The organism is Alsobacter soli (genome assembly GCF_003004785.1).
Lineage (GTDB): Bacteria > Pseudomonadota > Alphaproteobacteria > Rhizobiales > Beijerinckiaceae > Alsobacter > Alsobacter soli.
On sequence record NZ_PVZS01000001.1, the window covers coordinates 221,339 to 245,286 of the forward strand.

The 23,948-nt window shown below is 69.4% G+C and carries 18 protein-coding genes; 9 read left to right on the plus strand and 9 right to left on the minus strand.

The genetic code is table 11. The features are described from left to right. Positions 1–90 precede the first annotated feature (90 nt). The gene (locus SLNSH_RS01080; protein WP_245421935.1) at positions 91–765 is read right to left on the minus strand and encodes an invasion associated locus B family protein; all 675 of its coding nucleotides are present in this window, start codon (positions 763–765) and stop codon (positions 91–93) included. 225 nt (positions 766–990) lie between these two features. Between SLNSH_RS01080 and SLNSH_RS01085 the strand changes: the two genes are divergently transcribed. After that, complete coding sequence (locus SLNSH_RS01085) at positions 991–1,557, plus strand: sigma-70 family RNA polymerase sigma factor (protein ID WP_245421940.1); 567 nt, start codon at positions 991–993, stop codon at positions 1,555–1,557. Positions 1,558–1,605: 48 nt separating this feature from the next. Next, positions 1,606–2,586, plus strand: a complete 981-nt coding sequence (locus tag SLNSH_RS01090) for an NADPH:quinone oxidoreductase family protein (protein ID WP_106334789.1) — start codon at positions 1,606–1,608, stop codon at positions 2,584–2,586. Between the two features lie 298 nt (positions 2,587–2,884). Here the strand turns inward: SLNSH_RS01090 and SLNSH_RS01095 are convergent, their stop codons facing one another. Further along, positions 2,885–3,283, minus strand: a complete 399-nt coding sequence (locus SLNSH_RS01095; protein WP_245421942.1) for a YkvA family protein — start codon at positions 3,281–3,283, stop codon at positions 2,885–2,887. 156 nt (positions 3,284–3,439) lie between these two features. On the opposite strand from SLNSH_RS01095, the gene SLNSH_RS01100 reads away from it, so the two are divergent. Beyond that, entirely contained in the window at positions 3,440–4,225 is a 786-nt protein-coding gene (locus SLNSH_RS01100; RefSeq protein ID WP_106334790.1) for an SDR family NAD(P)-dependent oxidoreductase, read from the plus strand. 128 nt (positions 4,226–4,353) lie between these two features. Here SLNSH_RS01100 and SLNSH_RS01105 read toward each other — a convergent pair whose 3' ends face one another. The 4 genes from SLNSH_RS01105 to SLNSH_RS01120 form a co-directional block, all read right to left on the minus strand. Continuing rightward, positions 4,354–4,650, minus strand: a complete 297-nt coding sequence (locus tag SLNSH_RS01105) for a 4a-hydroxytetrahydrobiopterin dehydratase (protein ID WP_106334791.1) — start codon at positions 4,648–4,650, stop codon at positions 4,354–4,356. Between the two features lie 60 nt (positions 4,651–4,710). Continuing rightward, positions 4,711–5,244, minus strand: a complete 534-nt coding sequence (thpR, locus tag SLNSH_RS01110; RefSeq protein ID WP_106334792.1) for an RNA 2',3'-cyclic phosphodiesterase — start codon at positions 5,242–5,244, stop codon at positions 4,711–4,713. 168 nt (positions 5,245–5,412) lie between these two features. Beyond that, positions 5,413–6,462, minus strand: coding sequence for an aldo/keto reductase (locus SLNSH_RS01115; protein WP_106334793.1), 1,050 nt, complete (start codon positions 6,460–6,462; stop codon positions 5,413–5,415). A gap of 220 nt (positions 6,463–6,682) precedes the next feature. After that, complete coding sequence (locus SLNSH_RS01120; RefSeq protein WP_106334794.1) at positions 6,683–7,423, minus strand: arylesterase; 741 nt, start codon at positions 7,421–7,423, stop codon at positions 6,683–6,685. 28 nt (positions 7,424–7,451) lie between these two features. On the opposite strand from SLNSH_RS01120, the gene SLNSH_RS01125 reads away from it, so the two are divergent. The 4 genes from SLNSH_RS01125 to SLNSH_RS01140 all read left to right on the plus strand — a co-directional run bounded on the left by SLNSH_RS01125 (position 7,452) and on the right by SLNSH_RS01140 (position 12,371). Continuing rightward, positions 7,452–8,153 (plus strand): ABC transporter ATP-binding protein, encoded by a 702-nt coding sequence (locus SLNSH_RS01125; protein ID WP_106334795.1) that lies wholly within the window; start codon positions 7,452–7,454, stop codon positions 8,151–8,153. A gap of 2 nt (positions 8,154–8,155) precedes the next feature. Further along, on the plus strand, positions 8,156–10,750 hold the full coding sequence (locus SLNSH_RS01130) for an ABC transporter permease (RefSeq protein WP_106334796.1): 2,595 nt from the start codon (positions 8,156–8,158) through the stop codon (positions 10,748–10,750). A 208-nt stretch (positions 10,751–10,958) separates the two neighbouring features. Further along, entirely contained in the window at positions 10,959–11,693 is a 735-nt protein-coding gene (locus SLNSH_RS01135) for a Bax inhibitor-1/YccA family protein (protein ID WP_106334797.1), read from the plus strand. Positions 11,694–11,828: 135 nt separating this feature from the next. Further along, on the plus strand, positions 11,829–12,371 hold the full coding sequence (locus SLNSH_RS01140) for a GNAT family N-acetyltransferase (RefSeq protein ID WP_106334798.1): 543 nt from the start codon (positions 11,829–11,831) through the stop codon (positions 12,369–12,371). A gap of 106 nt (positions 12,372–12,477) precedes the next feature. On the opposite strand, the gene SLNSH_RS01145 is transcribed toward SLNSH_RS01140, so the two are convergent. Beyond that, positions 12,478–12,864, minus strand: a complete 387-nt coding sequence (locus SLNSH_RS01145; protein ID WP_106334799.1) for a DUF2794 domain-containing protein — start codon at positions 12,862–12,864, stop codon at positions 12,478–12,480. Positions 12,865–13,316: 452 nt separating this feature from the next. Between SLNSH_RS01145 and htpG the strand changes: the two genes are divergently transcribed. Both htpG and SLNSH_RS01155 read left to right on the plus strand, forming a co-directional pair. Then, complete coding sequence (gene htpG / locus SLNSH_RS01150; RefSeq protein ID WP_245421944.1) at positions 13,317–15,224, plus strand: molecular chaperone HtpG; 1,908 nt, start codon at positions 13,317–13,319, stop codon at positions 15,222–15,224. Positions 15,225–15,565: 341 nt separating this feature from the next. Continuing rightward, positions 15,566–20,404 carry an NAD-glutamate dehydrogenase gene (locus tag SLNSH_RS01155; protein WP_106334800.1) on the plus strand — a complete coding sequence of 1,613 codons (4,839 nt, stop codon included), beginning with the start codon at positions 15,566–15,568 and terminating at the stop codon, positions 20,402–20,404. A gap of 195 nt (positions 20,405–20,599) precedes the next feature. Here SLNSH_RS01155 and SLNSH_RS01160 read toward each other — a convergent pair whose 3' ends face one another. Together SLNSH_RS01160 and SLNSH_RS01165 are read right to left on the minus strand one after the other, a co-directional pair. Next, positions 20,600–21,964, minus strand: coding sequence for an ABC1 kinase family protein (locus tag SLNSH_RS01160; RefSeq protein WP_106334801.1), 1,365 nt, complete (start codon positions 21,962–21,964; stop codon positions 20,600–20,602). Positions 21,965–22,053: 89 nt separating this feature from the next. Continuing rightward, positions 22,054–23,889, minus strand: coding sequence for a M3 family oligoendopeptidase (locus SLNSH_RS01165; protein WP_106334802.1), 1,836 nt, complete (start codon positions 23,887–23,889; stop codon positions 22,054–22,056). Positions 23,890–23,948: the final 59 nt, after the last annotated feature.

Here is a 23,948-nt window from a genome sequence, read left to right on the forward strand (position 1 = left end):
GGCTCGTCCATCGGGTTCGCGCCACGCCCCTGGATCTCTTTCCCGTCCCGCCGCGCGGGCCGCCAGGGGACGACGACGAAAACGTCGGACTTAGGGGCATTCCTTCTTCACGCGGTCCAGCGCCTGGGGCAGGCCGTGCAGGGCGTAGCGGTCCGTCGTGGCGTTGCCGCGCTTGGATTTGGCCTCGATGGTGAGGCTCTGGCCCTTGCGCATGGCCTCCACGAAGGCGCCGTCCTCGGCGGCGTTCTTGACCCAGGCCGCGTTACCCTTTGTGACCAGCGCGAAGCTGCTGCGGCCAATGGTGGCCTTGCCCTCGCCGCCGTCCTGGGTGGCGTAGCCCAGCACCATGCTGACCTCGTTGCGCACGCCCTCGGCCGGGCGCGTCGCAATGAACAGGTACCCCGGATCCCGGGTGAGGCCCTTCGGCAGCCGATCCTTCGGCTGCGCCAGCGCGTAGCACACCTTGCCCTTGGGGGTGGTGGAAGCGTAGGCGCCCCAATCCCCGAAGACCTCAAGCTGCACGGGCTGCCCGCCGCCGAGCGCGGCAGGCTTGGCGCCGGGTTTCGCGGCTGCGGCCCCCTTCGCGCCGGTCGCCCCATGGGCCGCGGCGGGCTTCGCCGGCGCCGTCCCGGGTTTAGCCGGCGAGGCCGTCGCGGGCTTGGCGGCCGGCTTCGCCGGCTTGGCGTCTTGGGCCGCCGCCGCGCCGCCCCCGAGCGCCAGGGCGGAGACGATCACGGAGGAAAGGGCGAGGGAACGCGGGAGCACGGGGCGAATCATGGGCAGCATGTTACCGCGCCCACGGCGCGGCGCCAGAATGTTGATGCAACGGCCGGCATTGTCCAAGATTGCGTTCACGAACGCCCGACTTTCCGGCGCTCACGAGTTTCGTCGCAGCGCCGGACATGCGAACATGCTAAGAATCCGCCGTGGATGGCGCACGCTTGCGCCGCGAGGGGGCGTCGGGTCCCGCGAAACAGAGAAGACTGCCCGTTGACGTCCCACGAAGAACTGGCTGCGCTTGTGGCCGCCGTCGCCGAACGGCGGGACCGCGAAGCTTTCGCGCGCCTGTTCGATTATTTCGCGCCACGCCTGAACGCCTATCTGCTGCGGCTCGGCTCCGACGCCGGGGCCGCCGAGGAGCTGACCCAGGAGGTTCTGGTGACCCTCTGGCGCAAGGCGGACCAGTTCGACCCGGGCAAGTCGTCCGTGCCGACCTGGCTTTACCGGATCGCCCGCAACCGCCGCATCGACGGACTGCGTCGCGACCGCGTCGAATACATGGACCCGCTCGAGTCGGATCTCGACATCCCCGATGACCCGCAGACCGACCGCATGCTCGACCTACAGCAGCGGGAGGAGCGCCTGCGCGCCGCCCTGGGCGGCCTGCCCCCGGAGCAGCTCGAGCTGGTGCGCCTGGCCTTCTACGATGGGCTGTCCCACAGCGAGATCGCCGAGCGCGCCAAGCTGCCCCTCGGCACCGTGAAGTCGCGCATCCGCCTGGCTTTCGGGCGCCTGCGTAGAATCCTCGAGGCCGATGGGGTGCTCGAAGCCGGCTAGGCCGGGCGCCGGCGACCAAATCATGCCTTGAATCGGGAGGGGAACCGCATGCGAGCAGTCCTGTGCCGGGCCTTCGGCCCGCCGGAGAGTCTGGTCATCGAGGAGCTGCCCGACCCCGCGCCGGGTCCCGGGGAGGTCGTCGTCGACGTCGCCTGCACGGCTCTGAACTTCTTCGACACGCTGATCATCCAGAACCGCTATCAGGTGAAGCCCGAGCTGCCCTTCTCCCCTGGGGCCGAGTTCGCCGGCCGGGTGGCGGCGCTGGGCGACGGCGTCACCGGGCTCCAGCCGGGCCAGCGGGTAGCGGGCTACATCGGCTACGGCGCCTGCCGCACCAAGGTCGTCGCGCCCGCGGGTCGCCTCATCCCGATCCCGGAAGGCCTCGCCGACGAAGCCGCCGCGGGCCTGCTCGTCACTTACGGAACGTCCCTGCACGCGCTGCAGGACCGCGCCCACCTCCGTCCCGGCGAGACGCTCGCCGTGCTCGGCGCGGCCGGCGGCGTGGGGCTCGCGGCGGTCGAACTGGGCGTCGCCATGGGGGCGCGCGTGATCGCCTGCGCCTCCTCGCCGGACAAGCTGGCGCTGGCCCGCGAGCACGGCGCCGCCGAGACGCTCGACTACACGAAGGAAGATCTCAAGGAGGGACTGAAGCGCCTCACTGGCGGCGCGGGCGTGGACGTGGTCTACGACCCCGTGGGCGGCGACCTGTCCGAGGCCGCCCTGCGCGCGATCGCCTGGAAGGGGCGCTTCCTCGTGGTGGGGTTCGCGGCCGGCGACATCCCCCGCATTCCGCTCAACCTGATGCTGCTGAAGGGTTGTGACGTGCAGGGCGTCTTCTGGGGCGCCTTCGCCGACAAGGAGCCCGCCCAGAACGCCAGCAACATCGAGGCGATCTTCCGCTGGGCCGCGGAGGGCCGCATCCGCCCCCTCGCCTCGACGATCCTCCCGCTGGAGCAGACCGGCAAGGCCATCCGCCTGCTGGCCGACCGAAAGGCTTTGGGCAAGGTGCTGGTGCGGACGGGGGCGTAAACTCGCCCCGTCATCCCCGGCGGTCTGCGCAGCAGACCGGGAAGCGGATCCAGGGGCCGCCGGGCGCGAACCGAACACGCCTGCGCCCCGTGGCCCTGGATGGCTTCGTCGCTGCGCTCCTCGCAAGGACGGCGAGCGTTCATTGGACTTGCTGGCGGGCCAGTGTCGCCCGCAGCCTTCCCGCGTCATTGCAAGCGCAGCGAAGCAATCCAGGGGCCGCCGGGCGCAAACCGCAAGCGCCTGCGCCCCCAAATCTGGATCGCTTCGTCGCTGCGCTCCCCGCAGGGCCGGCGCGTTGCTACGCCTCTTCCAGCCCCTTCCCCAGCGCCTCCTTGGCGCGGTCGCGGTGCTCGGGCTTGATGGCGCGCGACACCGTCGCGATGGCGGTCGCGATCACGGCGGCGTCGTCCGTGAAGCCGATCAGGGGCATGAAGTCGGGCAGCACGTCGAACGGCATCACGAAATAGGCGAGCGCGCCGGCCAGGATCAGCTTCACGCGCCGTTCCGTTGTCGGGTCCGTGGCGCAGTAATAGGCGGCCAGCACGTCCTCGGCGAAGGGAATGTTCTTGCCGACCCGCTTCAGCAGCCGCCAGGTGTCCGAGAACACGCCTTTCTCGTCCTTGGCGGCGCGCCGCATGGCTTCCATCTCGGCCTTGTTCAGGGGACGGCCCAGCCATTCCTCCGAAAAACCCGTCATCGGCTCCTCCAGGGCGAGCAGATGGCCGCCCGCGACGTCCCGATAGATGGGCCCGGGCGATCAGGCGCACAAGGACCTGCGACGCGGCGCACGGGCTCGGGCCTTTTGAGCCGCGCGCCTTGCGGCTAACCTCCCGGCAAGAACGGAGGGAGCCCCATGAAAATCGACGCCACAACCGCCGCCATCGTCACCGGAGCCGCCTCCGGCCTCGGCGAGGCGACCGCCCGCATGCTGGCCGCCCAGGGCGCCCGGGTGGCGCTGCTCGACATGAACGAGGCGCGCGGGGAAAATGTCGCCCGCGAGATAGGCGGCGTGTTCTGCCGCGCGGATGTGGCCGACGAGGCCTCCGTGGACGCCGCGCTCGCAAAGGCCCGGGCCGCCCATGGCGTCGAGCGCATCCTGGTCAACTGCGCCGGGATAGCCCCCGGCAAGCGCACCGTGTCGAAGAAGCGCGACACCGGGGAGTTCGTGCCCCACGACCTCGCAAGCTTCGTCAAGGTGCTGTCCGTGAACCTGATCGGCACCTTTCATGTGATCGCCAAGAGCTCCGCCGCCATGGCGGGACTGGAGCCCGTGACCGCCGACGGCGGCCGCGGCGTCATCGTATGCACGGCCTCGGTGGCGGCGGAGGACGGGCAGATCGGGCAGGCCGCCTATTCCGCATCCAAGGGGGGAGTCGTCGGCATGACGCTGCCGATCGCGCGCGACCTCGCCGGCTATGGGATCCGCGTGATGACCATCATGCCGGGCCTGTTCCAGACGCCCATGTTCGAGAGCGTGCCGGAGGACTTCCGCAAGTCCCTAGAGGCGGGAATCCCATTCCCCTCCCGCCTCGGCAGGCCGGACGAGTACGCCGCCATGGTGCGCGGCATCATCGAGAACGACATGCTGAACGGCACGGCCATCCGCCTCGACGGCGCGCTGCGCATGCAGCCGAAGTAGAACCTCACCGTCCTTGCGAGGAGCGAAGCGACGAAGCAATCCAGGGGCCAAGGGCCGCGTCGCATCCGTTTCGCGCCCGGCGGCGCCTGGATGGCTTCGCTGCGCTCGCAAGGACGGCCTGAGAACGCCTAAGGCCTGCCAGCCAGCTGGTCGATCTTGTGGGCGAGCTTCACGTCCAGCTCCGTCAGCCCGCCCGCGTCGTGGGTGGCCAGGGTGATGTCCACGGTCTTGTAGACATTGGACCACTCGGGGTGGTGGTTCATGCGCTCGGCCGCCAGCGCCACGCGCGCCATGAACCCGAACGCCTCGTTGAAGTCCTTGAACACGAAGCGGCGCTGGATGGCCTCGCGGCCTTCCACGAGCGCCCATCCGGCCAGATGCGCCAGCGCCTCCCGGCGCTCGTCCTCGCTCAGGCGTGCAGGCATGCGCGTCCTCCCTGTGCTCACGCGAACATGGCGCGCGCGGGCGCGCGGGTCCAGACCCGCCTACCCGAGCGGGTATGCGGCCTCGACCACGTACGGGCCCCCGCCCACGGACGCGCGCGAGGAGAACAGCACGAACCGGTCGGCCGTGAAGCTGCGCGCGGGCACGCGCCCCTGCGCGGCCAGGAAGTCGGCCACGTGCCAGGGCGTGGTGTCGCGCAGGCGCGCGAGCGTGACGTGCGGCGTGAACTTGCGCTTCTCCGGGGGCAGGCCCGCGCGGCGCACGATGCGCTCCTGCTCCGCCTGGAAGTCCATGAGCGCCTGGTCGGGCTTGATGCGCGCGACGAGCGCCCGGGGCTTGTCCCCGCCGAAGGCCGAGAGCCCGTCCAGCGTCAGCGTGATCGGCCCCCGGCGCACGTCGGCCAGCATGGCGTCGACGTCGCGCGCCAGATGGTCGTCGATGTCGCCCATGAAGCGCAGGGTGACGTGGTAGTTCTCCACGTCGATCCAGCGGGCGCCGACAAGGCCGCCCCGCAGGCTCGAGAGCGTGTTCGCGATGTCGGGCGGCACCTCGAAGCCGGTGAACAGACGCGGCATCCTGCCCTCCCTGTCGAAGCGCGGCGCGGGCGCGCCGGCGGACGGTCGTCCCGGGCGCGGGGAGCGCCCGAAGTCTCCACGCCGGCCCAGCTTGGGACAGGGCCGGCGTGATTCTCAATGCTGCAATGGCAATGCCAGGAACACACCCAGGGTTGCAGCCCCGCACCCTTACGGACAGGGGTTCATGTGCAGCTGGTGAATCCCGTCGATCGCGTCCAGCAGCTCCGGGGCGAGCTTCACCCCCACTGACGCGATGTCGGTCCTGAGCTGCTCCATGCTCGTGGCCCCGATGATGTTGGACGCCACGAAGGGCTGCCCGTTCACGAAGGCGAGCGCCATCTGGGCCGGGTCGAGCCCCCACTCGCGCGCGAGCTTCACGTAGCGGGAGATGGCCTCCTCCGCGCCCGGCTTCTCGTAGCGCTGGCCGCGGTTGAACAGCGTGGTGCGAGCGCCGGCCGGGCGCGCTCCGTTCAGGTACTTGCCGGTAAGATAACCCTGGGCCAGCGGCGAATAGGCCAGGAGCCCGACATCCTCCCGCATGGAGATCTCGGCCAGCGCCGTCTCGTAGGTGCGGTTGACCAGATTGTAGGCGTTCTGCACGGAAGCGACGCGCGGCAGGCCGCGGGCTTCCGAGACCTGCAGGAACTTCATCGTCCCCCAGGCGCTCTCGTTGGACAGGCCCACGTGGCGGATCTTGCCGGCCTTCACGAAGTCGCCCAGCACCGCCAGGATCTCCTCGATCGGGTTCTCCGGGCCGACATAGTCGCTGTGCTTGTAGACGGTCGGGTTGGCGCCCCACGGCACGGCGCGGTCCGGCCAGTGCAGCTGGTACAGGTCGATGTAGTCGGTCTGCAGGCGCTTCAGGCTTTTGTCGAGCGCCTCCGTCATCTGGGCGCGGTTGAGCTCGCCCGGGATGCGGCCGTCGCGGAACCAGTCCATGACGCTGCGGCCGATGACCTTGGAGGCGAGGATCACCTTGTCGCGCGACTTCCGCGACTGGAACCACGTCCCGATGATCCGCTCCGTGGAGCCCTGCGTCTCGGCCTTCGGGGGGATCGAGTAAAGCTCGGCCGTGTCGAAGAAGTTGATGCCCTGGTCGAGGGCGTAGTCCATCTGCTCGTGGCCCTCGGCCTCCGTGTTTTGCTGGCCCCACGTCATGGTGCCGAGACAAAGAAGGCTGACCTTGAGGCCTGTGCGGCCAAGGGGGCGCAATTCCATGGGGATCTCCGGGGAGCGCTGGCGGGGATTGTGGCCGGGCTTGAAGCACGGAATGCGGCGGAGCGCTAGGTCCCCCTGCACGCGAACCCCGTCCGCTGATTTGCCCCGTCATCCCCGGCGCGCCGCAGGCGCGGGAAGGGGATCCCGGACAAGGCGCGCACCAGTCTGGATCCCCTCCCCCTCCGCCGCTTCGCGGCTCAGGCTGCGTATGACGGCGGCGTCACGCGCCCGGCTTCACCGTGTTGAGAAAGCTCGTCACCGCCGGCAGGATGCGCGACACGATCACCTTCACGCCCTGCGGGTTGGGATGGAGCCCGTCCTGCAGGTTGAGCGCGCGGTCGCCCGCGATGCCGTCGAGGAAGAACGGATAGAGTGGCACGCCGTGCTTGGCGGCCAGGTCCCGGTAGATGCCGTCGAACGCCTGGACATAGTCCGCGCCCATGTTGCGCGGCGCGTACATGCCGGCGAGCAGCACCGCGATGTTGCGGGCCTTCAGCCGTGCGATGATCTCGTCGAGCGCCTTGCGGGTCACGGCCGGGTCGACGCCCCGCAGCGCGTCGTTGGCGCCGAGCTCCACGATCACCGCGTCCGTCCCGTCGGGGACCGACCAGTCGAGACGCTCCAGCCCCTGCGAGGCCGTGTCTCCGGAGACGCCGGCATTTTGGATTTCCACCGCCACGCCCTGCGCCTTCAGCGCTTTTTCGAGCTGCTCCGGGAAGGCCGCGTCCTGCGGCAGCATGTAGCCCGCGGTGAGGCTGTCGCCGAGGGCCACCACCCGCAGCGGGCGCGACGCCAGGGCGGCGAGGGGAAACGACATGGCGAAAAGGCTCAGAAGGGCGGCGAGGAGCGCAAAGGCGGGAGCGACGCGGCGCTTCGCCCTCCCGTGCTGGACGGCGGAATGCGAGCCCCCATATTGAGGGTCGGTCGCGGCGGACGTGCAGACGGACGTGCTGGCGGTCATGGGGCGTGACATCGGCACGGGAACTCGCATGGTCAAGGCGATCGAGCTCGAAAACGTTGATCTGAGCCTGGGGCGCGGCGCCGCGCGCGTCCACATCCTGAAGGGTGTCTCGCTCGCGGTCGACAGGGGCGAGGCCGTGGGGCTGGTGGGTCCCTCCGGCTCGGGCAAGTCCACCCTCCTCATGGTCATGGCCGGCCTGGAGCGCCCCGACGCGGGCGCCGTGCGCATCGAAGGACAGGAACTCGGCCCCCTGGACGAGGACGCCCTCGCCCGCTTCCGCGGCCGGCGGGTCGGCATCGTGTTCCAGTCCTTCCACCTGCTGCCCACCATGACGGCGCTGGAGAACGTGGCCGTGCCGCTGGAGCTCGCCGGCCAGGCGGACGCCTTCGCGCGGGCCCGGGCCGAACTGGATCAGGTCGGCCTCGGGCATCGGCTCTCCCACTACCCCGCGGAGCTTTCCGGGGGCGAGCAGCAGCGCGTGGCCTTGGCGCGCGCCCTGGCCCCCGATCCCGCCATCCTGGTCGCCGACGAGCCCACCGGAAACCTCGACGAGGACACCGGCGCCTCCATCGTCGACCTCCTGTTCCGCATGAAGACCGAGCGTGGCGCCACGCTGGTGCTGGTGACACACGACCCTGGCCTGGCCCGCCGCTGCGATCGCACGGTCGCCCTGCGCTCCGGCGTGATCGACCAGGCCCGCTCCGACGAACTCACACGGGGCCGCGCCTGACCATGCACGGCACGCTGCCCCGCTCGGCCCAGGCTGATCCACCCCGCAACGCGGGCTTCCTCTCCGAGATCGCCGTTTCGCTCCGACTGGCGTTTCGCAACCTGCGCAGCGGCCTGCGCGGCTTCGGCGTCTTCCTCGCCTGCATCGCGCTGGGCGTAGCCGCCATCGCGGGCGTCGGCTCCGTCGCCCGCTCCTTGGGCGACGGCCTGGCCGCGCAGGGCCGCATGATCCTGGGCGGCGATCTCTCCGCCAGCCTGCTCCAGCGCGAAGCGACCGACGCCGAGAAGGTCGCGCTCGCACGGTTCGGCCGCATGACGAGCGTCGCCACCATGCGCGCCATGGTGCGGGTGGACGACACGCAGACCGCCCTCGTGGAGGTGAAGGCGACGGACGCCGGCTATCCCTCGATCGGCGCGCTGCAGACCGATCCGCCCTTCACCCCGCAGGCTCTGTTCGCCCGCGAGGGCGACGCTTTCGGGGCCGCCGCCGACCCGGCCCTGTTCACCCGCCTGAACCTGAAGCCCGGCGCCGTCGTCCGCCTCGGCGACGCCCGGATCGTCCTTCGCGCCGCCATCCAGTCCGAGCCGGACAAGCTCGCGGCCGGCATCTCCTTCGGCCCGCGCCTGCTCCTCTCCCAGGACGCGCTCCGCGCATCGGGCCTGCTCCAGCCGGGCAGCCTCGTTCGCTGGTCCTACCGGCTGATCCTGCCGAACGCGGACGAGCCCTCGCTCGCCCGCGTCACCGACGAAATCGCAAAGGCCCTCCCGGAGTCCGGCTTCGACGTGCGCTCCCGGGCGAACGCCGCCCCGCAGTTCGCCAAGAACATCGAGCGTTTCAGCCAGTACCTGACCCTTGTCGGCCTCGCCGCTCTGGTGGTGGGCGGGGTGGGCGTGGCCAACGCGGTGGCCGCCTATGTGGACCGCCGCAGGGCCTCCCTGGCGACTCTCAAGAGTCTCGGGGCCACGGGCGGGCGCGTCTTCGCCATCGCCCTGATCGAGATCCTCGCCCTCGCCCTGCTGGGCGTGGCGCTCGGGCTCGCGGTTGGGGCCGCCCTGCCCTACGCGCTGGCCTCGAGCCTGCGCAGCCTGCTGCCGATTCCCCTCGACCCGCACGTCTACCCGCGCGAACTCGCCGGGGCGGCGTTGTACGGGCTCCTCACCGCCCTCGCCTTTTCGCTCTGGCCGCTGAGCCGCGTGCACGACGTGTCCGTGCCCGGCCTGTTCCGCGACCAGGTCGCCCCCGATCGACGCTGGCCGCGGCGACGCTACCTCGTGGCCCTGGCGCTCGCCGTCGCGGCCCTTGCAGGAGCAGCGATCGGCTTCAGCTACGATCGCCGCGTCGCGATCGCCGCGGTCGTGGGAACCGCCGGCAGCTTCGTGCTGCTCCGCGTGGTGGCCGCCGGCATCATGGCCGCCGCGGCGCGCATGCCGCGCCCCCGCGGCGCGGAGCTTCGGCTCGCGGTGGGCAACATCCACCGACCTGGCGCGCTCACGCCCTCGCTGGCCCTCTCGCTGGGCCTGGGCGTGACCCTGCTGGTGGCCCTCTCCCTCGTGGACGCGTCCATTCGCGGCCAGCTCACCCGGTCACTCCCCGAAAGGGCGCCGAGCTTCTTCTTCCTCGACATCCCGTCCAGGGACGCGGACAGGTTCGACGCCCTGCTGGGCGAGGCCGCCAAGGGCGCCAAGGTCGAGCGCGTGCCCATGATGCGCGGCCGGGTCGTGTCGCTCAAGGGCGTGCCGGCCGGCGAGGTGAAGGCGGCCGAGAACGCGACCTGGGTGCTGGAAGGCGACCGCGGCATCACCTACGCCGCCGAGCCGCCGGAGGGCTCGCGCGTGGTCGCCGGCTCCTGGTGGGCCCCCGACTACAAGGGACCGCCGCTCGTCTCTTTCGAGGACGAGCTCGCCAAGGGGCTCGGCCTCGACATCGGCGACACGATCACGGTCAACGTGCTCGGCCGCAACATCACGGCGAAGATCGCCAACCTGCGCCGGGTGGAGTGGCAGTCGCTCGGCATCAACTTCGTCATGGTGTTCTCGCCCTCCACCTTTGCGGGGGCGCCGCATTCGGATCTCTCGACCGTGACGTTCCCGGGCGGCGCTACCCAGGCCCAGGAGCAGGCCGTGGTGGCCGCCATGGCGCGGGACTTCCCGAACGTCACGACCGTCCGCGTCAAGGACGCCCTGGACGCCATCAACGAGCTGGTCGGCCAGCTCGCGGTCGCCATTCGGGGCGCCAGCGCCGTCGCCGTGGTGGCGAGCATCCTGGTGCTGGCCGGCGCGCTCGCGGCGGGGCGCCGCGCCCGCGTCTACGACGCAGTGGTGCTGAAGACGCTGGGCGCGACCCGCGGGCGCCTGCTCGCCGCCTTCCTGCTCGAATACGGAATCCTGGGCGTCGCGACGGCCGTGTTCGGCGCGCTGGCGGGCGCCGGAGCGGCCTGGTGGATCGTGACCCGGCTGATGAAGCTGCCGTTCGAGTGGCCCATGACGGGCGCCGTCGCCATCGCGTTTGGGGCTGTCGCCCTGACCATTCTGCTTGGCCTCGCCGGCACGTGGCGCATTCTGGGGCAGAAGCCCGCCGCGTATCTCCGCGACTTGTAAGTAGAATAGACCCGCCGTGTGCAGTCTTCTGGAGTAGACGCGCCGCTGTTCACGACGCGTTTACACTTGAGCGATTCCAGCTCTGGATTTTTGAAATGCCTCCCCGGAGGCGGCTCTTGTTTTCCCGCGGGGCGCCCCTCATATTTCTCGCAACTGCCGGGACCACACCGGCGGGAGGGGAAAGCAATCCGCTCGCTGAGAGGACGACATGTCGAACTTTGATCGCAACGCCTATTCCCAGTTCGGGCCGGTCGCCGGCCGGGCTGGCGTGGCCGAGTACGACCAGGGCCTGCGCGCCTACATGCTCGGCATCTACAATCACATGACCCTGGCGTTGGGCATCTCCGCGCTCGTCGCCTTCGGCATGTACACGACCGGCATGGCCCGGGCGCTGTTCTCGACGCCGCTGGCCTACGTGGTGATCTTCGCCCCGCTGGCCTTCGTGCTCGTGCTGTCCTGGCGCTTCGAGCGCATGAGCTACAGCTCGCTGCTGGGCACATTCCTGGCCTTCGCGGCCGTGATGGGCTTGTCGCTGTCGTCGATCTTCCTGATGTACCGGGTCGGCAGCGTCGTGCAGGTCTTCGCCATCACGGCGGCCTCGTTCGGCGCCTTGTCCCTGTACGGCTACACGACGCGCCGTAGCCTGTCGGCCATGGGCTCGTTCCTGGTGATGGGCCTGTTCGGCATCATCATCGCTGGCCTGGTCAACATCTTCCTGCAGAATAGCGGCCTGCAGTTCGTCATCAACATCCTGGGCGTGGGCATCTTCGCCGGCCTGACGGCGTGGGACACGCAGCGCTTGAAGGAGCAGTACGACTACGTCGCGGGCGACGCCGAGATGATGGGCAAGGCCTCGCTCATGGGCGCCCTGACGCTGTACCTGGACTTCATCAACATGTTCCAGTTCCTGCTCTCGCTCATGGGCCAGCGCAACAACGACTGATCCGCATGTGAGCGGAAACCGCACGAGGCCCCGGGTTCGCCCGGGGCCTTTTTCGTGGGGGCTGCAACGGTCTCCGCTTTCGAACGTCGTGAAGGGATGGCACAAAGATGCCGCCCCGTATCGTCGAGCGCCTTCATGACCGCCATCGTCCGCCCATCCGAAGACAAGGATCTGCCCGCGATCACGGCGATCTACGAGCACGCCGTGCTGAACGGGACGGCGTCGTTCGAGATCGATCCGCCCGACCAGGCCGAGGTGGCCCGCCGCCGGGAGGCGCTGCTGTCGGCTGGCTTTCCCTACCTGGTGGCCGAGGTGGACGGCCGGGTGGTCGGATACGCCTATGCGGGACCGTACCGTCCCCGCCCCGCCTACCAGTTCACCGTGGAGGATTCGATCTACGTCGCCCCGGACGTCCAGGGCCGCGGCGTCGGCCGGGCGCTCCTGTCCTCGCTGATCGCCCACTGCGAACGCCAGGGCTTCCGCCAGATGGTGGGCGTCATCGGCGACAGCTCCTCGACCGGCTCCATCGCCCTGCACCGCTCGCTGGGCTTCCTGAACGCCGGCGTGGTGCGTGACGTCGGCTACAAGCACGGCCGCTGGCTGGATCAGGTGATCATGCAGCGCCGCCTCGGCGCGGGCGCCGAAGGCGTTCCCGTGATGGAGAGCGCGGAAGCTTAGCCTCCGTCATTGCGAGGAGCGCAGCGACGAAGCAATCCAGTGGGGCGTGGCGCACGCGGCTCAATTGCGTCGCCACCGACTCGCATCGACAGGGGCCGGAAAATCCTCAGCTCACCACCAGCTTCAGCGGCTTCTCCAGCACGCTGAGCACGCGCGCGAGGTCGTGCCCGCGCTTCAGGATGTGTCCGCTGGCCGCCACCACCGAGTAGGCGCCCTGGCGGCGCGCCAGCTTGGGGTTCTTCTCGATCCGGTAGAGGGGAAATTCGTTCGCCCTGCGATACACGCAGAACACCGCCCGGTCCTTCAGGAAATCGAGCGTGTAATCCCGCCATTCGCCCTCGGCCACCTTGCGGCCGTAGGTGTCGAAAAGCGCTCGCAGTTCGTGCCTGTCGAACACGACCTGCATCGGACCCGGGAAGCCGAGGACGCCGGGCCCTGGGCCCTCGCGCGTCCTCGATGCGGTCTGCGGATCCGAGAGGTCAGCCTCGCTCATCTCGCCTCCATCCTGGCGCCGGCCCGTGTCGCCGGTCTGTCATATGGGCAGTCTGGCACGGTTCTCCAGGGCGCGAAACGCCCGCCTTCGCCGCACCGCGGCGCCGATTGATATCCACACGCGGCGGCCGTGATGTCCGCCACAAAAATTCCTTGAACCGAACAATCGCCCGCCCCGATGAGCAACGATAACCATTTCCGTTGCCTCGGGCCCGAACCTGGTTCGTCCGGATCGATCAGCCCCCCAGCCCCCCGGCGTACGGGGTTCGGGCCCACCATTTCAGTTCCCTGTCCTTAAGGGCCGCCGAAAGGCGGCCCTTCTCTTTTGGATCGACGCTCCGGGAACTTGAAATCGGCTCACCGTCTCGCGATATCCGCCGCGGCGGCCGAGCTTCGGCCGCGACCCGGAAATCCCGCGCGGGCCTGCGTCCCGCCAGAACCAAGAGGCGACCCGTGGTAGACGCCGTTGCTCCTGAAACAAACGCCCCCAAGAGCGAGAGCCGCGCCTTCGAGGCCGACGTTTCCCGCCTGCTCCACCTCATGGTCCATTCGGTCTACTCGGACCGGGACATCTTCCTGCGCGAGCTGGTCGCGAATGGCGCAGACGCCTGCGAGAAGCTGCGCACCCTCGCCCTGCAGGACGACGCGCTCCTGGGCGACGACACGGAGCTCGGCGTCACGATCGCGTGCGACCCGGACGCCAAGACCCTGACGGTCGCCGACAATGGCGTCGGCATGAGCCATGACGACCTGGTCGAGGCGCTCGGCACCATCGCCCGCTCGGGCACCCGCGCCTTCCTGGAACAGCTCGGCGACAACGCCGCCAGCTCCAACCTCATCGGCCAGTTCGGCGTCGGCTTCTACTCCGCCTTCATGGTGGCCCGCAGCGTCGACGTGCTGACCCGCAAGGCGGGCGCGTCCGAGGCCTGGAAGTGGTCCTCCGACGGCCAGGGCGCCTACACGATCGAACCCGCCCCGGAAGGCGACGCCCCGGCCCGCGGCACGAAGGTGGTGCTGCACCTCTCCGAGGGCAGCGAGAACTACGCCCAGCCCCATACGGTCGAGCGCATCGTGCGCGAGCACGGCAGCGCCGTACCGGTGCCGGTGGACCTGGTCGAGAAGCCCGGCGCCGAGAAGCGCCGCATCGCCGACGGCGCCGCCATCTGGACGAAGCCCAAAGGCGAGATCTCGGCCGAGGACTACAAGTCTTTCTACCAGTCGGTCGCCACCCAGTTCGACGACCCGGCGCTGACCATCCATTACCGCGCCGAGGGCCGGCACGAGTACAACGTGCTCGCCTTCGTGCCCTCCACGCCGCCGCTGGCGCTGTTCGATCCGCTGCGCAAGGGCCGCATGAAACTCTACGTCCGGCGCATGTTCATCTCCGACGAACTGGAGATCCTGCCCGGCTACCTGCGCTTCGTCTCCGGCGTGGTGGACAGCGCCGACCTGCCGCTGAACCTGTCGCGCGAGACCATCCAGGAGAGCCCGATCCTGGCGGCCATCCGCAAGGGCGTGACCAACCGGATCCTGTCCGAACTCGAGAAGCTCGCTGACAAGGACCCGGAGAAGTTCGCTGCGGTCTGGAAGGCCTTCGGGCCCGTGATCAAGGAGGGCCTTTACGAGGACTATGAGCGCCGCGACGCCCTGTTCGGCATCGCCCGCTTCGCCACCTCGAAGCACCCGGAGGGCGGTCGCTCGCTCAAGGCCTACGTCGCCGAACTCCGCGAGAACCAGACCGACATCTGGTACCTCGTCGGCGATGACGCCAAGCGGTTGGCCGCGAGCCCGCACCTTGAAGGCTTCCGCGCCCGCGGCATCGAGGTGCTGCTGCTGTCCGATCCGGTGGACGCCTTCTGGGTCCAGAACGCGCTGGGCTTCGACGGCAAGCCCTTCAAGTCGGTCACCCAGGGCGCAGCCGACATCGAGAAGGTTCCGCTCGCCGAAGGCGAGACAGCGCCAGAGAACAAGGAGACCGGCCCCGAAGTCGCGACCCTGCTCGCCTTCGTGAAGCAGACGCTCGGCGACGCCGTGTCGGATGTGCGCCCGTCCTCGCGGCTGGCAGAAAGCGCGGCCTGCCTGGTGGCCGGCGAGCACGGCCCGGACCGCGGCCTGGAGCGCCTCCTCGCGGCCCATGGCAAGCTTGCGGAGGCCACCAAGCCGGTGCTGGAGGTCAACCCGCGCCACGACCTCGTGGCGAAGCTGGCCAACCGCCTCAAGGAGGGCGGCGACAAGGCGCTGGTGGAAGACGCCGCCCACCTTCTCCTGGACCAGGCCCGCGCCGCGGAAGGCCAGCCCCCGGCCGACGCGGCCGCCTTCGCCCAGCGGCTCACGCGGCTGATGCAGAGCGCGCTTGCGTGATCTCGTCTCCCGCCCATGCGGGAGGTCAAGCGAAGCATCCGCCAATCACCAATATGCGCGGGATCGTCCCGGGCATATCGGCGTCAGATCGCGAACCCAGCGTCATCGCCAGCGCAGCGCAACAATCCAGGGCGGCGCCCGGCGCCCTGGATAGCCTCGTGGCTTCACTCTTCGCAAGGACGACCCCGGGCCGGCTTTTCACCCGTCTTTGGCCTGTTCGGCGAAATATTCTTCGCCTTCCAGGCCGAAAACAGTCATGGCTTCATAACCATCGTAGGCCTAGCATAACCCCAACGAGGACGGCGCAAACGACGCCGCAGCGAGGTCGGGGGTAAGCAGCGATGCTGAAACGTGACCGGGAAGGCCGCCAGGATCTGGTTTTGGCCATCATCCAGGCCATGCCCGAGGGGCAGGGGCGCGTTCCGGAAAGCTTCGTCGAGGCGCTGTTCGCGCGTGTTTCAGCCGAAGACCTCGCGCTCTATTCCGCCCCCGATCTCGCCGCCTTTGCGGCGAGCGCCTTCGAGCACCTCTCGAGCCCGCGTCGGTCAGGCCACGAGGACATCCGCTTCACCGACCGCCGGGTCGAGATCGGCGGCCATGAGCGCGACATCACCGTCGTCGAGATCCTCAACGACAACATGCCCTTCCTGCTGGACTCGACTCTGGCCGAGCTCTCCGACCGTGGGCTCGCCGTTCGGTTCGTGGCGCATCCCATCGTGGCCGTCGAGCGCGATTCCGATGGACGTCTCGTCCGTTTCGCCGGCGAAGCCATGGCCGGCGGGCAGCCGGGCGCCCGGCGCGAGAGCCTGATCCAGGTCCACCTCGACCGCCTGGACGGCGAGGCGGCCCGCCAGGCCCTGGCCGAGGGGCTCGCCAAGGTCTACGCCGATGTCCGCGTGGCCGTGCGCGACTGGGCCGCCATGCGCGGGCGCATCGCCGAGGCGATTCACGCGTATCGCAGCAATCCGCCGCCGCTGCCGGCTGACGAGATCGCCGAAGCGATCGCCCTCCTGGACTGGCTCGCTGCAGACAATTTCACCCTGCTTGGGGTTCGCGAATACCGCATGCCCGAGGGCGACACGGCCGCCGATCCCGTCGAGGGCAGCGGACTGGGCATCCTCTCCGATCCTACGGTGAAAGTGCTGCGCCGGGGCGGCGAACTCGTCGCCATCACGCCGGAGATCCGGGCCTTCCTCAAGGAGCCCGTGCCTCTGATCGTCACCAAGGCGAGCGTGAAGTCGCGCGTCCACCGGCGCGTCCACCTGGACTATGTCGGCGTCAAGCTGTTCACGCCCGATGGCCTGCTCTCTGGCGAGCTGCGCATCGTCGGCCTGTTCACGTCGTCGGCCTATACGGAGACCACCCAGGCGATCCCCTACGTCCGGCACAAGGTCGCCCAGGTCATCCGCCGTGCGGGCTACGATCCCGCCAGCCATTCCGGCCGCGCCCTGCGCAACGTGCTGGAAAGCTACCCGCGCGACGAGCTGTTTCAGGTCGGCGTCGACCAGTTGCTGCGCTTCACCACCGACATCATGGCGCTCTACGAGCGCCCGCGCGTGCGCGTCCTGTCCCGGCCCGACCGCTTCGACCGCTTCGTCTCGGTGCTCGTCTACATTCCCAAGGAGCGCTACGACACCCAGGTCCGCAACCGGGTCGGCCACCTGCTCGCGAGCCTTTACAAGGGCCGCCTCTCGGCCGCCTACCCGGCCTATCCCGAGGGTCCCCTCGCCCGCACCCACTACATCATCGGCCGCGACGAGGGGAAAACTCCCGTCATCGAGCGCGGCGCGCTCGAGGAGGCGGTCCAGGGCGTCGTCCGCACCTGGAGCGACCAACTCGCGGACGCCTTGTCGGACGCCTACGAGGGCGCCAGGGCGCGCGGAACCGCGGCCCGCTTTGCGGGAGCCTTCTCGGCCGCCTATCGCGAGGCCTTCGGCCCCGCCCAGGCCATCGCGGACATCCAGGTGCTGGAAAAGCTGGACGACGCGCACCCGCGGGCCGTGCGGATCGAGCGGCGCGAAGGCGAGGAGCCGACCCGGGTGAACCTCAAGGTGTTCGCCTTTGGCCAGCCTCTGCCGCTCTCCGAGCGCGTGCCTCTGCTGGAGAACATGGGGTTCCGCGTTCTCAACGAGCGCACCTATCGGGTGGAGCCCGAGGGCGCGCCCGAGACGGGCCGCATCTGGCTGCACGACATGGCGCTGGAGCGCTTCAAGGGCGGCGAGATCGACATCGAGGCGCTGAGGCCGAAGCTCGAGGCTGCTCTGATGGCCTTGTTCCGAGGCCTGGCCGAGTCCGACGGCTTCAATGCGCTCGTCCTTGAGGCCGGCCTGGGCTGGCGGGATGTCGCCGCCGTTCGGACGCTGTCGCGCTATCTGCAGCAAGCCCGGGCCCCGTTCAGCCAGGACTACATGTGGACCACCCTGGCGAAGCACGCCGGGCTCTCCGCCCTGCTCGTCGACTTTCTTTATGCCCGCTTCGACCCGCGTCCCGAGGCGGCCGAGGAGCGCGGCGATCGCCAGAATGCGATCCGCCGCGAGATCGACAGCGGCCTCGCCGCCATCGACAGCCTGGACGAGGACCGCATTCTGCGCAGTTTCGTGAACCTGGTCGAAGCCGCCGTGCGCACGTCCTTTTTCCAGCTTGGGCCGGACGGCAAGGCGCGCATCCCGATCGCGTTCAAGTTCGAGAGCCGGCGCATCGAGGGCCTGCCTCTCCCCCGGCCGCTCTACGAAATCGCGGTCCATTCGCCCCGGGTGGAGGGCGTCCACCTGCGCTTCGGCAAGGTGGCCCGTGGCGGACTGCGCTGGTCCGACCGGCGCCAGGACTTCCGCACCGAGGTGCTGGGCCTTGTGAAGGCCCAGCAGGTCAAGAACGCCGTGATCGTGCCCGTGGGGGCCAAGGGCGGGTTCGTGCCCAAGCATCTGCCGCCGCCCTCCGACCGGCAGGCCTGGATGGCGGAAGGGGTCGCGGCCTACAAGGAGTTTGTCGGGACCCTGCTGGACCTGACCGACAACATCGAGGGCGATCACATCGTCCCGCCGGCTGACACCGTGCGGCACGATGGCGACGATCCCTACCTCGTCGTGGCGGCCGACAAGGGCACCGCGACCTTTTCGGACATCGCCAACGCCCTCTCGGAGGAGCATCACCACTGGCTGGGCGACGCCTTCGCGTCGGGTGGCTCGGTGGGATACGACCACAAGGGCATGGGCATCACGGCCCGCGGCGCCTGGGAGGCCGTGAAGCGTCACTTCCGCGAAATGGACGTGGACATCCAGTCGACGCCGTTCACCGTGGTCGGCGTGGGCGACATGTCCGGCGACGTGTTCGGCAACGGCATGCTGCTGTCCGAGCAGATCAGGTTGGTGGCCGCGTTCGACCACCGCGACATTTTCCTCGACCCCGACCCGAATCCGGCGCGTTCCTTCGCCGAGCGCCAGCGCCTCTTCGATCTCGCCCGCTCGTCCTGGCAGGATTATGACAAGAGCCTGATCTCGAAGGGCGGCGGCGTGTTCTCCCGCTCTCTGAAGGCGATCCCGCTCTCGCCCGAAATCAGGGCGACCCTCGGCCTCGACAAGGCGGAAGCGACGCCGGCCGAGGTGATGCGCGCCATCCTGAAGGCGCCCGTGGACCTGCTCTGGTTCGGCGGCATCGGCACCTATGTGCGCTCCTCGGCTGAAACAGACGAGCAGGTTGGCGACCGCGCCAATGATGCCGTCCGCATCACCGGCGCGCAGGTCGCCGCCAAGGTGATCGGCGAAGGCGCGAACCTCGGCGTCACCCAGCTTGGCCGCATCGAGGCGGCCCACAAGGGCGTACGCCTCAACACGGACGCCATCGACAACTCGGCCGGCGTGAACACCTCCGACGTGGAGGTGAACATCAAGATCGCGCTGGCCACGCCGGCGCGCGACGGCCGCCTGGACGCCGAGCACCGCAAGGCGCTGCTCGCCGAAATGACCGACGAGGTGGGCGGCCTCGTGCTGCGCAACAACTACCTGCAGACCCTTTCGCTCTCGCTGTCCCAGGCGCGTGGCCGAGAGGACTTCGGCTTCGCCCGCCGCCTCATGCAAACCCTGGAAGCCTCCGGGCGGCTGGATCGCACTGTCGAGCTGCTGCCCGACGAAATGACCCTCGCCGACATGGATCGCCGCGGCGAGACGCTGACCCGGCCCGAACTGGCCGTGCTCCTGGCCTACGCCAAGCTCGCCCTTCATGACGCGCTGCTCGACAGCCGCGTGCCGGATGATCCGTACCTGGCGACCGAGCTGGTGCGGTACTTCCCCAAGATCCTCGTGTCGCGCTTCCCCGACGCAATCGAGACGCATCGCCTGCGGCGCGAGATCATCGCCACTCAGTTGGCCAACGCCATCGTCAACCGGGGCGGCGCAACGGTCGTCACCCGCCTCGTGGACCAGACAGGCGCCGACGCGCCCACCATCGCGGCGGCCTACGCGGCCACGCGTGACAGCTTCGACCTGATCTCCCTGAACGGCGCGATCGACGCCCTTGACGGCGAGATCTCCGGTGAGTTGCAGCTCAGGCTCTACAAGGGCGTCCAGGACCTGCTGCTCTCCCGCATGGTCTGGTTCATCCGCCACGTGGACTGGACCCAGCACACCCTGGAGGACGTCGTCGGCCGCTTCCGCGCCGGGGTGGCCGCAGTGGAGGCGGCCCGCGACACGGCCTTGGAGCCTGCGTCTCGCGAAGCCGTGGGTCGCCGGGCCGCGGAGCTCGCCCATGCGGGCGTACCGGCCGAACTGGCCGAGCGCCTCGCAACCCTGCCGGCCATCACCGCAGCGCCGGACATCGTGCTGGTGTCCGAAAAGGTCGGCCGCCCGGCCGAAGCCATTGCGGCCATTCACTTCGCCGCCGCGAACCGTTTCCGCCTCGGGCAGCTGGCCCAGGCCGCGCAGGAAATAGCCGCCGCGGACTACTATGACCGCCTCGCCCTCGACCGTGCACTGGCCGGCATAGAGACCGCCCATCGCGCCCTGACCAGCGAGATCGCCCAGACGGAGGCGTCCGAAGGCGCCGTCGCGGTCGACGCCTGGATGGCGAAACGGGGCGCGTCCGTCGAGCGGATCATCCGCTCCGTAGAAGCGATCGCTGGCTCCGGCCTGACGATCTCGAAGCTGACCGTCGCCGCAAGCCTGCTGGGAGACCTGGTGCGGGAGTGAGCCCGCCCTTGCGAGGAGCGCCGAGACGAAGCAATCCAGGGGCTGCCGGGGGCAGAGACTGAGGCTTTCAATTTGTCCGCCGTCATCCCCGGCGGCCTGCGAAGCAGGCCGGGAAGGGGATCCAGGCGTCTGGGCGAGGCGCCAGGTCGTCCTGGTTCTCCTTCCCCGCCGCGGCTCCGGCCGAGATGACGCAACCTAGCTCGTCGCCCTCAACCCGACTGCCGCCAGCGCCTCGGCCTGCCGGCGCTCCACCGCCTCGAGCGAGAAATCCACCATCGCGGACTCGAACAGCCGATGGAAGTTCAGCTCCGCCGCGAGGTGGAGGAACACCCCGCCGAGCCCGATGGCGGCGCGATCCATGAATACGAACTCCTGCGGCACCCGCACCGGCCCCTTTTCCTTGAGCGCCTTGTGCACCGTGTAGGCCTCCCGCCGCCCATACTGGGCCGGGCTGACCTTGTCCGCGATAGTGCGCACGCGGTCATCCAGCAGCGGACCGTAGATGAAGCGCGCCCAGATGTTCAGGATATCGATCAGCTCTTTGGTGAGGCCTTTGAAGCCCCACACCTCGTAGGCGTGCACCACCCGGGCCGGGTCGTTTTCCAGCAGCCCGCGGTAGAGGTCCACCACGCCCCCCACGAAGCGCGGCGGGAAGATGCGGATGCAGCCATAGTCCAGCAGGTTGATCCCCTGCGGCTCGCCGCCTCCCGAGAACACGGTGTAGTTGCCGAGGTGCGGATCCCCATGAATCACCCCGAAGCGGCTGAAAGGCGACCACCAGGCCTTGAACATGGCGGTGGCGATGCGGTTGCGCTCCTCCAGCGAGTGCTGCTTGAAGCTCAGCAGCTTCTCGCCCTCGAGCCAGTCAAGGGTGAGCAGGCGGCCGCTCGACAACTCCCTCCAAACATGCGGCACGCGGACCTGCGGCTCGTCCTGGAGCATCAGCCCGTAGAGCGCCGCGTGCTTGGCTTCGCGGCGGTAGTCCAGCTCCTCGCGCACCCGGGCGCCGATCTCCTTGGCGATCTCGCGGGTGTCGATGGCCGGGTCCATGCGCCGGTGAATGGCGAACAGCACGTCGAGCTGCCGCAGGTCCGCCTCCACGGCGGACTGCATGTCGGGGTACTGCAGCTTGCAGGCGAGCGGGGAGCCGTCCTTGGCCGTGGCCTTGTGCACCTGCCCCAGCGAGGCGGCGGCCGCGGAGCGCAGCTCGAACGAGCCGAAGCGCGCCTGCCAGTCGGGCCCGAGCTCCGCCATCATGCGGCGCTTCACAAAGGCTGGGCCCATCGGAGGAGCGTCGCTCTGAAGCTTCGAAAGCTCTTCGGCGTATTCCGGCGGCAGCACTTCCGGGATGGTCGCCATCAGCTGGGCGACCTTCATCAGCGGCCCCTTCAGCCCGCCCAGCGCCTCCGTGAGCGCCTGGGCGCCCGAGCGCCGGTCCCCTCCACCGAACAGCCGCGCGCCCGCGATGCGCGCAGCCGCCCCACCCACATTCGCCCCCACCCGCGCATAGCGCGCCGCCCGGGCGGAGAGGCGGTTCCGTTCGTCGTCTCGATCAGCCATGGCGCAGATATGGGGCGGCGAGGGGCAGGTGTCGACGGCGCGGGCCGAGCGGTTCGGCCGCCCGCGCCCCGAGGCAGGTCGCCGCAGGCCTACTCCATCCCCTCCAGCTCCGTGATCATCCGGTCGATCAGGTCGAGCCCGATGCTCCAGAAGGCCGGGTCGCGCGCGTCGAGCCCGAAGGGGGCCAGGAGCTCCGTGTGGTGCTTGGTGCCGCCGGCCGCCAGCATGGCGAGGTAGCGGTCGGCGAAGCCGTCCGCCGCCTTCTCGTAGACGCCGTAGAGCGAGTTCACCAGGCAGTCGCCGAACGCGTAGGCGTAAACGTAGAACGGCGAGTGGATGAAATGCGGGATGTAGGACCAGAAGGTCTCGTATCCCGGGCCCAGCCGGATCGCCGGCCCGAGGCTCTCGGCCTGCACCTTCATCCACATCTCGCCGATCTGCTCGGCCGTCAGTTCGCCCGCCGCGCGCGTCGTGTGGATGTCGCGCTCGAAGGTGTAGAACGCGATCTGCCGCACCACCGTGTTGATCATGTCCTCGACCTTGGCGGCGAGCATGGCCTTGCGCGCCGCCTTGTCGGTCGTCTTGGCCAGGAGCGCCCGGAAGGTGAGCATCTCGCCGAAGACGGACGCCGTTTCGGCGAGCGTGAGCGGGGTCGGCGCCATCAGCGCGCCGTTCGGCCCCGCCAGCACCTGGTGCACGCCGTGCCCCAGCTCATGGGCGAGCGTCATCACGTCCCGCGGCCGGCCCTGGTAGTTCAGCAGCACGTAGGGGTGCGCGGACGGCACCGTGGGATGCGCGAAGGCGCCCGGCGCCTTGCCGGGCCGCACGGGCGCGTCGATCCAGCTCCCGTCGAAGAAGCGCCGCGCGATTTCCGACATTTCCGGCGAGAAACCATTGTAGGCGTCGAGCACGGTGTCGCGCGCTTCCGTCCAGCCGATCACCCGCTGCTCGACCTTGGGCAGCGGCGCGTTGCGATCCCAGAAGTTCAGGGCCTCGACGCCAAACCACTTGGACTTGAGGGCGTAGTAGCGGTGCGACAGCCGCGGATAGGCGGCGCGCACGGCGGACACAAGCGCGTCCACCACTTCGCGCTCGACGCGGTTGGAGAGGTGCCGGCTGTCCGCCACGTCCTCGAAACCGCGCCAGCGGTCCGCGATCTCTTTGTCCTTCGCGAGCGTGTTGGTGATCAGCGTGAAGATGCGCAGGTTGGCGCCCAGCGTCTTCGCCAGCGCCTCGGCCGCCGTGCGCCTCACCTCTCCGTCGGCGTCCTGCAGCTTGTTGAGGGTGGGCTCGAGCGTCAGTTCCTCGTCGCCCACCTGGAATTTCAGCGACGAGATGGTCTCGTCGAACAAGCGGTTCCAGGCCGCCCGGCCCGTGACCGATTTCTCGTGGAAGAGCTGCTCGAGCTTGTCGTCCAGCTGGTACGGCTTCTCCTTGCGGATGTCCTCCAGCCACGGCCGGTAATGGCTCAGCGGCGGATGCGCAGCCAGGGCGTCGAGCCGGGCGTCGTCCAGCCGGTTCAGCTCCAGCTGGAAGAACAGCAGGTCCGACGAAGCCGCAGTCAGCCGCTCCTGGGCGTCCCCGTAGAACTTGGCGCGTTTCGGATCCGTGGTGTCGCCCGCGTAAACCAGGCCCGCATAGGAGATCACGCGCCCGAGCCGGTCCTCGATGCGCTCATAGCGCTGGACAGCCGCGTTCAGGGCCTCCGCTGCGTTCGGGCCGGACACGATGCCCTCGAGCTTGCCCCTGTAGGCGTCAGCGAAGGCCTTGCAGTCCGCCTCCGCTTCGCTGAGCTCGGCCGCGAACTCAGGCGAATCCATGGATGGGTAAAGGTCGCTCAGGTCCCATTCGGGCAGCTCGCCCAGCGTGGCCCCCGCGTCGCGGGCGGCGGAAGGGGCGCAGGCAATGGACCGGATCAAGGGCATGGTTCACCAGGCAGGGAGGACGAGCATGGATAACACATAGGACGCCCCTGGCGGTTCCC